The sequence below is a fragment of the Paractinoplanes durhamensis genome, assembly GCF_016862175.1.
GTDB lineage: Bacteria > Actinomycetota > Actinomycetes > Mycobacteriales > Micromonosporaceae > Actinoplanes > Actinoplanes durhamensis.
In genome coordinates this window covers 42,737-55,782 of sequence record NZ_BOML01000062.1, presented here as the reverse complement: position 1 = coordinate 55,782, position 13,046 = coordinate 42,737, and the positions used below count along the sequence as shown (strand labels likewise).

The 13,046-nt window shown below is 70.3% G+C and carries 6 protein-coding genes; 4 read left to right on the top strand and 2 right to left on the bottom strand.

The genetic code is table 11. From position 1 onward, the window contains the following. Positions 1-28: 28 nt before the first annotated feature. The 4 genes from Adu01nite_RS38565 to Adu01nite_RS38550 all read left to right on the top strand — a co-directional run bounded on the left by Adu01nite_RS38565 (position 29) and on the right by Adu01nite_RS38550 (position 10,875). A complete protein-coding gene (locus tag Adu01nite_RS38565) occupies positions 29-1,795 on the top strand; it encodes a gamma-glutamyltransferase family protein (protein ID WP_203734277.1) in 1,767 nt (588 codons plus the stop codon). A 53-nt stretch (positions 1,796-1,848) separates the two neighbouring features. Then, a complete protein-coding gene (gene ggt / locus Adu01nite_RS38560) occupies positions 1,849-3,630 on the top strand; it encodes a gamma-glutamyltransferase (protein WP_203734276.1) in 1,782 nt (593 codons plus the stop codon). A gap of 151 nt (positions 3,631-3,781) precedes the next feature. Continuing rightward, on the top strand, positions 3,782-10,333 hold the full coding sequence (locus Adu01nite_RS38555) for an RHS repeat domain-containing protein (RefSeq protein ID WP_203734275.1): 6,552 nt from the start codon (positions 3,782-3,784) through the stop codon (positions 10,331-10,333). Between the two features lie 32 nt (positions 10,334-10,365). Further along, positions 10,366-10,875 carry a DUF1877 family protein gene (locus Adu01nite_RS38550; RefSeq protein WP_203734274.1) on the top strand — a complete coding sequence of 170 codons (510 nt, stop codon included), beginning with the start codon at positions 10,366-10,368 and terminating at the stop codon, positions 10,873-10,875. Positions 10,876-10,925: 50 nt separating this feature from the next. Here Adu01nite_RS38550 and Adu01nite_RS38545 read toward each other — a convergent pair whose 3' ends face one another. Both Adu01nite_RS38545 and Adu01nite_RS38540 read right to left on the bottom strand, forming a co-directional pair. Continuing rightward, positions 10,926-11,504: a 3'-5' exonuclease gene (locus Adu01nite_RS38545; RefSeq protein WP_203734273.1), complete on the bottom strand. Its 579-nt coding sequence runs from the start codon at positions 11,502-11,504 to the stop codon at positions 10,926-10,928. Between the two features lie 59 nt (positions 11,505-11,563). Then, the gene (locus Adu01nite_RS38540; protein ID WP_239133028.1) at positions 11,564-13,045 is read right to left on the bottom strand and encodes a family 43 glycosylhydrolase; all 1,482 of its coding nucleotides are present in this window, start codon (positions 13,043-13,045) and stop codon (positions 11,564-11,566) included. Between the last annotated feature and the right edge of the window lies 1 nt (position 13,046).

The following is a 13,046-nucleotide window of genomic DNA, read 5'->3' as shown; positions in this document are numbered from 1 at the left end:
AGCTACCTCTGCCCACATTGGAGGATCGATGCGGATCTTTCCGGTCCTAGCAGTAGCTTCTCTCGCCACCACGTTGATCGCGGCTCCCGCCTCCGCCGCGCCCACGCTCGGCCCGACCGCGTATGGGCGCGGCGGTGGGATCGCCACCGTCGACGCGACCGCGACCGCCGCCGGCCTCGACGTGTTGCGCCACGGCGGCAACGCGATCGACGCGGCGGTCGCGGCCGCGGCCACCCTCGGTGTCACCGAACCGTTCGTGGCCGGCCCGGCCAGCGGCGGTTTCCTCGTCTACTACGACGCCAAGCGGCACACGGTGTCCACCATCGACGGCCGGGAGGCCGGGCCCGCCACCATGACGCCGACCTACTTCATCGACCCGGCCGACGGCCTGCCCTACGACTTCCAGGAAGCCCGGGTCAGCGGCCTCTCCACCGGGGTGCCCGGCGCGCTCGCCACCTGGGACACCGCGCTGCGGCAGTGGGGCACCCGCTCGCTGGCCTCGCTGCTGTGGCCGGCCGCCGCGGTGGCCGACCGCGGGTTCCCGGTCGACGCGCAGTTCCGCCAGCAGATCAACGACAACCTCGCGGCGTTCGGCCAGTTCGACTCGACCAAGGCGCTCTACCTGCCCGGCGGTGCCCCGCCCGCGCTCGGCTCGACCCAGCGCAACCCGGACCTGGCCGCCACCTACCGGCAGATCGCCGCGCAGGGGATCGGCGCGTTCTACCGCGGCCCGATCGGCGCCGACCTGGTCAAGACCGTGCAGCACCCGCCGGTGTCGGCGAACCCGGTCGGCACGTGGGCGTACCCCATCCGGCCCGGTGTTCTGACCACCGATGACCTGGCCGCCTATCGGGTGCGCCGGCCCGCGCCGACCGTCGCCGACTTCCGTGGCCTGTCGGTCTACGGCATGTCCACCCCGTCCAGCGGCGGCACCGCGGTCAGCGAGGTGCTCAACATCCTGGAGAAGGCGAACCCGGCCGACGTCACCCAGGTGCTGCACACCTACCTGGAGGCCTCGGCGCTCGCGTTCGCCGACCGCGGCCGCTACGTCGGGGCGTACACCTCGCCGGATGTTCTTCGGAAGCTCGCCTCGGACCGCTGGGCCGCGCAGCGCGCCTGCCAGATCTCGCCGGTCAGGGCCCTGGCGAAGCCGGTCGCTCCCGGCGACATCACCGCCTCCGGCTGCACCCCGGCCGCCGCCACCCTCACCCCGGACAACGGCCTGAGCACGACCAACATCACCGTCTCCGACCGGTGGGGCAACGTGGTCGAGTGGACCTTCACCCTCGAACAGTTCGGCGGCAACGGCATCGTGGTGCCCGGCCGTGGCTTCATGCTCAACAACGAGCTGACCGACTTCAACTTCGCGCCCACCCAGGGCACCGCACCCGACCCGAACCTGCCCGGCCCGGGCAAGCGGCCGCGCAGCTCGATGTCGCCGACCATCGTCCTCAAGGACGGTAAGCCGTTCCTGGCGGCCGGCTCGCCGGGCGGCGCGTCGATCATCACCACCGTCCTGCAGATCCTGATCAACCGCCTGGTCCTGGGCATGCCGCTGCCCGACGCCCTGGCCGCGCCGCGCGGATCGCAGCGCAACACCGCCGGCATCCAGGCCGAACCGGCGTTCCACACCACCTACGGCCCGGCGCTGACCGCCCTGGGCCATACGTTCGGCCCGGACGTGGCCGAGATCGGCGCCGCGACCGCGATGGAGTTCACGCCGCACGGCGGTGTGATCGCCGTGGCCGAACCGACGCGGCGAGGCGGGGGAGCTGCCGCCGTGCTGCGGGAGTGAACATCTGGTAGGCAGAGATTGACAGCTACCTCTGCCTACACCTCGGAGGATCTATGCGGATCTTGCCGGTCCTAGCAGTAGCGTCCCTATCCACCACCTTGATCGCGGCACCCGCCGCGGCCTCGACCACCACCCTCGGGCCGACGGCGTACGGATACGGCGGTGCGGTCGCGACCGTCGACCCCACCGCTACCGCCGTCGGCCTCGACGTGCTGCGCCGCGGCGGCAACGCGGTCGACGCGGCCATCGCCACCGCCGCCACCCTCGGGGTCACCGAGCCGTTCTCGGCCGGCATCGGGGGTGGCGGCTTCTTCGTCTACTACGACGCCAAGCACCGTCGGGTGTCCACCATCGACGGCCGCGAGGCCGGCCCGGCCACCATGACGTCCACCTACTTCATCGACCCGGCCGACGGCCTGCCCTACGACTTCCCGGAAGCCCGGGTCAGCGGCCTCTCGGCCGGCGTGCCCGGCACGGTCGCCACCTGGGAGACCGCCGCCAATTCGTGGGGCACCCAGTCGCTCGCGAAACTGCTCAAGCCGGCCGCCGCGGTCGCCGACCGGGGCTTCGCGGTCGACGCGATCTTCCGCCAGCAGGTCGCCGACAACGCGGCCGCGTTCGGCCAGTTCGACGCGACCAGCGCGATCTACCTGCCCGGCGGGCAGCCGCCCGCGGTCGGCTCGACCCAGCGCAACCCGGATCTGGCCGACACCTACCGGCTGATCGCCCGCACGGGTGCCGACGGCTTCTACCGCGGCGGGGTCGCCGCCGACATCGTCCGGACCGTGCAGCACCCGCCGGTGTCCACCCACCCGATCGGCACCTGGGCCTACCCGATCCGCCCCGGCGCGCTGACGTTGCAGGACCTGGCGCGGTACGAGGCGCCCCGCCGCGCGCCGACCCGCTCCGACTTCCGCGGCCTGTCCATCTACGGCATGTCCACCCCGTCCAGTGGGGGCACCGCGGTCGCCGAGGCGCTGAACATCCTGGAGCAGAGCGGGTTGTCGGCCGCCGACCGGACCAAGGTGCTGCACTACTACCTGGAGGCGTCGGCCCTGTCCTTCGCCGACCGCGGCCGCTATGTCGGCGCGTACACCCCGAAGCCGGTCCTGGAGAAGCTGGCCTCCGACCGGTGGGCGCGGCAGCGCGCCTGCCAGATCTCGCCGTCCGCGGCGCTGACCAAGCCGGTCCCGCCCGGCGACATCAACGCCCAGGGCTGCACGCCGGCCTCGGTCGGCGGACCCACCGAGCAGGGCCAGGCGACGACCAACCTGACCGTCGCCGACAAGTGGGGCAACGTGGTGGAGTACACCTTCACCATCGAACAGATCGGCGGCAACGCCATGGTCGTGCCCGGCCGCGGCTTCCTGCTGAACAACGAGCTCACCGACTTCAACTTCACCAACACCCAGGCGCCCGCCGCCGACCCCAACCTGCCCGGCCCCGGCAAGCGCCCGCGCAGCTCGATGTCCCCGACCATCGTCCTCAAGGACGGCAAGCCGTTCCTCGCCCTCGGCTCGCCGGGCGGCTCGACGATCATCACCACCGTCCTGCAGGTCCTGGTCAACCGCCTGATCCTCGGCCAGTCCCTGCCGGACGCGATGGCCGCGCCGCGCGCCTCCCAGCGCAACAGTGCCGGCATCCAGGCCGAGCCGGCCTTCCACACCACCTACGGCCCGGCGCTGACCGCGCTGGGCCACACCTTCGGCCCGGACGCCGCCGAGCTGGGCGCCGCCACCGCCGTCGAATTCACCGGCCACGGCGGTTTCGTCGCCTCCGCCGAGCCGGTCCGCCGCGGCGGTGGCACGGCCGGCGTGGTCCACCCGAACCGTTGATTCGGCGCCCCGGACGCAGCCGCGTCCGGGGCATCGAAGACGGTCGCGATCGCAGTAATATGTGGCCGCCGGTTCAAGATCGACCGGCTTCATTTCGTGCCTGCGGCGCTCCTCCGCGCCGTCGGCGCGGTTCACGGGGGAGGGCTGCTGCATGCTGTCCAAACACTGGCGACGCGTCGCCGGCGCCGCATTGGCGCTGGTGATAGCGCCGTCCTTGATATCCATGGTGGCGGTCGAACCGGCCGCCGCCGCACCGTCGGTACCCAAACCGACCCAGCCCAAGCGGGTCGCGCTCGGCGCCGCGAAAGCCGCCAAGAAGGCCGCCGCCCGGCCGGCCTACGCCAAGTTCAGCGCTACCGGCCACGAGAAGCTGCCGGGCGCGCAGGACACCACCGTCAGCCTCGCGGCCACCGCCGCGACCCGCACCCGGGCCGGCTCCTCGCCGGTCTCGGTGTCCCGGGCGGCCGCCGGCGCCACCCCCGACCAGGTCAAGGTCAGCACCGTCGACCAGGCGGTCGCGCAGAAGGCCGGCGTCCGCGGAGTGATGTTCACCGTGCGGGCCGCGGCCGGTGCCGGCGCGGTCGGCGTCGACGTCGACCCGTCGACCTTCCGCAACGCGTACGGCGGCGGCTACGCGTCCCGGCTGCGGCTGGTGCAGCTGCCCGCCTGCGCGCTGGACACCCCGGAACTGGCCAAGTGCCAGGTCCAGACCCCGGTGTCGACCGCCCTCGCCACGCCGCTGTCGGCCAAGGTCAGCCTGACCGCGGCGGCCACCGTGCTGGCCGCCACCGCCGACGCGAGCGGCACGTCCGGCGACTACACCGCGACCAGCCTGTCGCCCGGCGGTTCGTGGTCGGTCACCGGCAACACCGGCGCGTTCGGCTACAGCTACCCGATCGCGGTCCCGCCGCCGATCAGCGGCGCGGCGCCGGGCATCACGCTCTCCTACAACTCGGCCAGCCAGGACGCCCGCACCCTCGGCACCAACAACCAGTCCTCGTGGCTGGGCGACGGCTGGTCCTCGGGGGAAAACTTCATCGAGCGCAGCTTCGAGCCGTGCAAGGACGTCAAGGACTCCGGCGCCCCCGAGCACGACGCCGACGTGTGCTGGGGCAGCGGCCAGCGTTTCACGATGTCGCTGAACGGCGCGTCGAGCGCGCTCGTCTACGACGACGACGCCAAGACCCTGCGACCGGCCAACGACGACTCGACCACCAAGATCGAGAAGCTGACCGGTGCGACAAACGGCACCAAGAACGGCGAGTACTTCAAGGTCACCGAGAACGGCGTCCAGTTCTTCTTCGGGCTCAACCACCTGCCCGGCTGGACCACCGGCGCCGAGGAGACCAAGTCGGCGTACACGATGCCGGTCTACCAGGCGCACGCGGGCGTCGCCGACTGCCCGGACGGCGACTTCGCCGACACCGCCTGCACCCTGGGCTACCGGTTCAACCTCGACTACGTCGTCGACCTGCACAACAACGCCACGGCGTACTACTACGCGCCGGAGACGAACTACTACGGCCCCAACATGAAGAACAAGGCGGTTTCGTACGTCCGGGGCGGCACCCTCAAGCGCATCGACTACGGCATGACCGCGTCGACCGTCTACGCCGCCACCGCGCCCGAGCAGATCGTCTTCAACACCGCCGAGCGCTGCGTCAGCGACTGCACGTTCAGCGAGGCGCACCCCGAGTTCTACCCGGACGTGCCGACCGACCTGAGCTGCGACGCGACCGGCGACTGCACCAACCACGCGCCCAGCTTCTGGTCGCGCCGCAAGCTCACCTCGATCGTCACCCAGGTCCAGGTGGCCGGCGCCACCAAGCAGGTCGACCGCTACGACCTCACCCAGACCTTCCCGGACAACGGTGACCACGCGCCGACCCTGTGGCTGGACTCGATCCAGCACACCGGCCTCGACCGGCTCGGCGGTGCCGCCGCCGACAGCCCGACCGCCGCGGTGACGTTCAACCCGGTCCAGCTGGCCAACCGGGTCGGCACCCTGGCCGGCCTGCCGAAGATGTACTACCAGCGGATCCAGAACGTGGTGTCCGAGTCCGGCGCCGAGTCGGTGGTGGAATACAGCACGCCGGACTGCTCGGACGTGCCGGCCGACCCGTCCACCAACACCACCGGCTGCTTCCCGATCTTCTGGACGCCGGAGGCGCAGCCCGCGCCGCTGCTCGACTGGTTCTACACGCACCCGGTCACCAAGGTGACCACGATCGACAAGTACAACAACTACCAGGACGGCTCGCAGCCGTCGCTGGTCACCGAGTACGCCTACAAGGGCAAGCCGGGCTGGCACTACGACGACAACGAGGTCGTCAAGGCGAAGTACCGCACCTGGGGCCAGTTCCGCGGCTACCCGGAGGTGGACGTCACCACCGGCGACACCTCGGTCTTCCACTACACCGACGGCAACGAGGTCCACGACCAGAAGACGCTGTCCAAGACCTACTACTTCCTGGGCATGGAGGGGGACACCCTGCCCGGCGGCAAGACCCGTGACGTGCCCGCGCTGACCAGCCAGGACGGCTCGGTCACGGTGGCCGACAAGGACGTCTACGCCGGCCGGGTCTTCGAGACCGACGTCTACAGCGGCGTCGGCGGCACCATCAAGCAGGCGACCATCACCGTGCCGACCAGCATCGGGCCGACCGCGTCCCGGGCCCGCACCGGGCTGCCGGCGCTGACCGCGCAGATGGTCCGGACCGCCAGGACGATCAACCGGCAGGCCGTCTCCTACGGCTGGCGGCAGACCGAGACCGCCACGTTCTACAACACCACGCTCGGCCAGAGCACCACCGGCATGCCGGTGCAGGTGGCCGACCGCGGTGAGGTGGGCGCCACCGGCAACGTGCCGAAGTGCACCTTCACCCGGTACCTCGACGGCAAGGTCAGCACGATGGTGGTGGCGGCCGAGACGATCGTCACCGCCCAGGACTGCACGGCGGCCGGCGCGACCCCGTCCGGCACGCTGCTGTCCGACACCCGCACCTCGTACGACGGGAACCCGTTCGCCTACAACGGCGACGGCCAGGCCAGTCCGGCCAGGCCGGCGATCGGCAACGCCACCCTGACCCAGAAGGCGAGTGCGTCCTCCGGGGCCACCGCCACCGCGTTCCTCGACGAGCTGGCGCAGACCTTCGACTCGTACGGCCGGATCCTCACCAGCACCCGGACGCCGAGTTCGAAGTCGGCGAGCGGGGTGAGCCTCGCCCAGACGACGTTCAAGAAGATCACCCCGGCCAGTGCTGCGCTGCCCACCAGCATCGTCACCACCACCCAGGTCACGCCGGGCGCGAGCTGCGCCGCGGTGACCGTGTCGAGTGCGGACTGCCAGCGCGAGACCGTGACCATGGACCCGGCCCGGCAGATCGCGATCGAGAAGACCGCCGCGGACGGTGCGCGTAACTCGCTCACCTACGACGGGCTCGGCCGGCTCGTCGCGGTCTGGCTGCCGAACAAGAGCAAGGTGGCCGGGGCCAAGGCGAGCATGACCTACGACTACCAGCTGTCCCGCACCGGGCCGTCGGTGGTCACCACGTCCTCGCTGCTCGACGACGGCACCTACGCGCTCACCAAGGTGCTCAGCGACGCGATGCTGCGGCCGCTGGAGAAGCAGGTGCAGGGCGAGAACGGCAGCATCACGGTCACCGACACCCAGTACGACTCGCACGGCTGGTCGGTCGTCTCCAACAACGCCTACTCCACCGCGGGTGCGCCCCGGAACACGCTGGTCTCCGACCGGCTGTCCCAGGTCTCCATCCCGTCGACCACGATCACCGACCACGACGCGCGCGGGCAGGCCACCCAGGTCACCACCGAGCACAACGGGGTGGCGATCTGGCACAGCCGGACGGCGTACACCGGGGACAAGACCACGGTGGTGCCGCCGGACGGCGGGGTCGCGACGACCACCACGGTCGACGGCCGCGGCCTGACCACCGCGCTGGCGCAGTACACCACCCCGCCGACCATGTCCGGCACGGTCAGCGCCGGCTTCACCGCGACCGGTGGCACCCCGCAGACCATCACCTACGGCTACAACACCGCCGGACAGCAGGCCACCGTCACCGCGCCGGACAAATCGGTGTGGACCTTCGGGTACGACCTGCTCGGCCGGCAGACCTCCCGGGTCGACCCGGACACCGGCAGCAGCCTCACCGCCTACGACGACGCCGGCAACACCGTCACCACCCGGGACGCCCGCGGCATCCAGCTGACCTTCGACTACGACCTGCTCGGCCGCAAACTCACCGCGGTCGACAAGAGCAAGAGCAACTTCAAGTACGCCTCCTGGACGTACGACACCATGCGGATCGGCAAGCTCACGTCGTCCAGCCGCTACGTGTCCGGCGTGACCGGCGCCTACACCACCTCGGTCACCGGCTACTCCACGATGGGCAAGCCGCTCGGGCAGACCATCACCCTGCCCAGCGTCGAGCAGCCGTTGCCGGCCAGCTACACCACCGACATGGCGTACAGCTCGAACCTCGAGTTGCTCCAGCAGCAGCAGGACCCGGCGGTCGGTGGCCTGCCCGGCGAGACGATCAGCTACAGCTACAACTCGCTCGGTGCCGCCACCCGGACCTCGGGCATCGACACCTACATCGGCAGCAGCCTCTACACCGACTTCGGGCAGCCGTCCCGCTTCACCATGGGGGCGTCCTCGACCGAGGCGCAGGTGCTCTACTCCTACGACGAGTTCACCCTCCGGCTCGCCGGCCGGTCGGTCTACCGCTCCCAGGGGCTCGGGCCGCTGGTCGACGAGATGAACTACCAGTACGACGACGCGGGCAACGTGCTGTCGGTGTCCGACACCCAGTCGGAGTCGGGCAACGCGCTCAAGGACACCCAGTGCTACCGCTACGACGGGCTCAACCGGCTCGCCGACGCCTGGACCGCCGCGGCGGCCTGCCCGGCCGCGGCCACCGCCGAGCCGGCCGCGGGCACCCTGGCCACCGGCGCCGGTTCCTACTGGCAGAGCTTCGACTACGACGTCATCGGCAACCGCACGCAGTCGGTCGAGCACTCGACCGGCGGCGGCACCGACGTCACCACCGGCTACCAGAACGGGTGCACGACCGCCTGCAACCGCACCGGCACCCAGCCGCACACCCTGACCGCCACCACCGGCGGGACGGAAGCGGCGAGCCTCGTCTACGACGTCGGCGGCAACCTGCTCACCCGGACCGGTGCGGCCGGTAACGGGCAGGCCCTGAAGTGGGACGACGAGGGCCACCTGGCCGAGGTGACCACCACCGGCACCGGAGCCGGCGTCACCAAGTACCTGTACGACGCCCAGGGCAACCAGCTGATCCGCCGCGAGCCCGGGCGCACCACGCTGTTCGCCGGGGACACCCAGATCGTGGTCAACACCGCGGCCGCCACCCCGGTGGTCCTCGGTGCGGTCCGCACGTACGCCCACGGCGGCACCGGCGCGCCGGTGGCGATGCGTTCCTCGCTGCCCGGTGGCGGCGCGTTCCACCTGTTCAACGACTCGCACGGCACGGCCACGCTGGCCATGGACACCACCACCCAGGAGCTGTCCCGCCAGCAGTACAAGCCGTACGGCGAGACGCGGGCCAGCGCCAACGTGACCGGCTGGCCGGATCAGACCCGCGGCTACCTGGCCGCGCCGAAGAGCCTCGCCACCGGCTACACCGACATGGGGGCCCGTAAGTACGACCCGGCGCTCGGCCGGTTCATCAGCCCCGACCCGGTGCTGGAGTTCACCGACCCGACCCAGCTGGGCGGGTACGCGTACGCCGGCGACAACCCGATCACCGGTTCCGACCCCAGCGGCGAGATGCTGCCGATGGACGAGCGGGGTTCGCCGCCGGCGAGCTCCTACACGCCGCTGACCCAGCCGAGCCCGCACGTCTACGTCGACCAGAACGGCACCCCGCACAAGGAATACACCAGCTCCAACGTCAGCAAGGAACAGGGCACGGTCAGCTACCTGAACAAGCACCTGAAGACGGCCGGCGAGCTGTACGACGCCAGCACCGGCAACGGTTCGCAGTTCTTCCTGCAGGACGAGAACAACCCGATCGTGGGGAAGGGTGTCGTCGATCTCGGCGGCGGCAAGTCGACCGTGCGCGGCACCACCGCCGACGCGATCAAGGTGTCCTGGCTCAACGGCAAGATGGTGAGCGTCGACTCGTACGACATCACCGGTGGTGCCCAGGACCGGAACGATGCACACATCCGGACGGCGGAGAACAAGATGGCCACCGAGGTGGTCGACGGCCGCAAACCGAAGATTCAGACGCAGAACGTCGTCCTCGTCGCCGAGACCGACGCGCAAGCGGTGGACCTGCACGCGCGGGCCAAGAACAATCCGAACATCCGGGTCGTCAACCCGAACACCGGCTGGGACTCCGGCGAGTTGTACAGCGAGACCCACCAGAAGGCGCTCAAGGGGGTGGGCCTGACCTCGGTGAAGCCCCGGACGACGACCGGTGAGGTCGAGGGCGGCAAGGGCGGTGGTGGCAAGGTTGCCCGTGGTGGTGGCGCGGCGCTGGGTGCGCTCAGCGTCGTCGGCGACCTCTACATGGCGTTCAAGTTCGGCAAGGCCCTCTCCTCGGACAACCCGCTGGAGCTGGACCAGTTCATGTGCGACTTCACGTTCGACCCGGTGTCCTGTTTCAACGTCGAGCGCGCGCAGAACCCGAACGCCTTCACCGCGTAGGCCGGGGTTCGGAACGAGAGAAGGAGAAGGCGATGAGCTGGCTCGGTGAGTTCCGCCGGGTGCCGGCGGCCCGGCTCGAGGAGATTCGAGCCAGACCGGCCGACGCCTACGACCGGATCGTCGCGCTCGCCGGCATGCTCGATCTCGATCGGGCATGGCAGCGACTGTCGGCGCTGATGGACCGGGCCGGCTTCCCGGTCAACCCGATCGCGGGCGGCACCCCGTTCCCGGACGCGAGCCACGCGTTCGGGCGCGAGGGCGACTCCCGCGCGCTCTCTGCGGACCAGGTCGCCGCCGCGGCGGCGCACCTGGCCCGGACCCCGTTCGACGAGCTGGCCGTGCACCTGCGCGCACAGCTCGAATCGGAGGAGTGGGTGGCGATCAAGGAGCTGGCCTGGCCGCCGGAGCCGGTCGCCTACCAGGTCGACGAGGAAATGGAGCGAGCGCTCCTGGACACCCTCGCCGAGAGCTACAAGGAGTTGGTGGCCTTCTTCGCCGAGGCCGCCGCCGAACAGGAATGCACGGTCTTCTGGGCCGAGTGAGTGGTGGGGCCCCGCAACGCGGGGCCCCACCTCCGTTCCAGGCGAAGCCGTCAGCCGAGGTCGAAGATCGGCCGGCCCTGGTCGCGCAGGTGGCGCAGGGCTTCCAGGATCGAGTGGCAGTCGGCCAGCGCGTCGTGGGTCGACTCGGCCGGTCCGGGGCGGCCGAGGGCGGCGGCCAGCGCGCCGGACGCCAGCGACGTGGTCTCCGGCAGCATTCGGTTCAGGTACGGCCGGATGTTCAGGAACGGCGGCAGGGGCCGGCCCGGTGGGTGGCCGGGCGGGACCTGCAGGATCAGGTTCTCGCCGAGGATGACCATGTCGTTGCCGTAGGAGACGGCGTAGGCGTCGTCGCAGAACTTCGCGAAGTCGTCCAGCGCATCGGCGAAGCCGACCCCGCGCTCGGCCACCGCCTGCCCGGTGATCCCGGTGAGCTCCTGGAAGAAGTCGGAGAGCCGCGGGTTGTGAACCGGCCGGATCAAGGCCTCGAACTCCCCGTCCACCACCAGCGTCGCGGGGTCGACCCGGATCGCCCCGATCTGCACGACCTCGCGGAACTCGTCCGGCCCGGACCAACCGCGATCCTGCGCGCCGGGCCAGGTGGTGTACTCCAGGTCGAAGATCACGATCACGCGATCATGGTAAGGAAACTTCCGCCCCCGGCGGGACGACCGGGGGCGGAAATTCCTGCTTACGCGGTGATGGTCCACTCCTGACAGGTGTTGCCCAGGGCGGACCACTGGCGGACGGCGACGCCGTCCGCGCTGCCGCAGTCGGTCACGTCGAGGACCAGGCCGTTGCCCCGGTTGGCGATCAGGTAACCGCCGTTGATCGGGGTCAGGCTCCACTCCTGGCAGACGTTCGAGAGACTCGCCCACAGGTCGACCGCGGTGCCGTTGGTGGCGCCGCAGTTCACCGAGTCGAGGACGGTGCCGCTGTTGGCGTTGGTGATCCGGTAGTAGTTGCTGGTCGTCTTCGTGAACGTCCACTGCTGACAGGCGTTGCCCAGCGACGTCCACTGCTGGATCGCGGTGCCGTTGGCGGTGCCGCAGTTCTGCGCGTCGAGGACCTTGCCGCTGCCCTTGCCGATCACCCGATACTTCGTGCCGGCCACCGGGAACGAGACGGTGCCGCCCGGGTCGCCGGCCGGAGCCGTGAGCGACGTCGACAGCTTGTCCGGCGTACCCAAATTGGGGCTTCCGTCGGAATTCCAGGTGACCTTCTTGATCCGGGTGGTCCGTGTCCCGCCGCAGCCCTGGGTGGTGCTCTCGTTGGCGTGGTAGACCAGCCACGTCTCGGTGCCGTCCGGCGAGTTGAAGAAGCCCTGGCCACCGGGTCCGTAGACGGCGTTCGCGTCGCTGCGCTGGAAGATCGCGGTGCTCTTCTTGGTCCACGAGCTCGCGGCCAGCGGATTGCTGCCGGTGAGGGTGAGCATGCCGAGCTTGTAGTCGGGGGTGTTGCACGAGCTGGCCGAGAAGGTCAAATACGTGACCCCGTTATGTTGTACGACGTAGGGTGCCTCCTCGGTGTTGCCGCCGACCATCTCCCACGAGTACGTCGGGTAGGAGATCCGGGTGCCGTAGGCGCTGACCGTCCACGGGTTCGACAGCGGCGCCACGAACAGGCTCTGCAGGTTGCCCACCCACGACGAGTAGAAGTAGTAGTTCGCGCCGTTGATGGTGGCCACGCTGCCGTCGATCGCCCAGCCGTTGCCGGACTGCACGTTCAGCTGCCCCTTGTAGGTGTAGGGGCCCATCGGATCGTTGCCGGAGCTTTCCAGGACGTACGATCGCTGGCCGTCGCAGCAGGCGGTGGTGCCGGCCGTGTAGTAGAGATACCAGCGTGTCCCGTTCGGACCGCTGAGCCGGTGCAGCGACGGCGCCCACATGTTGCAGCAGTTGGCGGTGCCGCTGCCGGTGAAGACGACCGACTCACCGGCGCCGGGGAGCGCGGCCACCGACGTCGCCTTCTTGATCACGATCTGCGAGTTCCAGGTGGTGGCGGCCACGTAGTAGTAGCCGTTGTAGTAGCCCATCCACGGGTCGGCGCCGTAGGGCGCGGCCGCGAGGGGATTGCTGAAGGCGACGGCCGCCTGGCTGGTGTCGGGGCGCAGGACGATCGCCACCGAACCGGTCACGACCAGGAGGAGGGCAAGCAGGATTTTCCGGAGCATG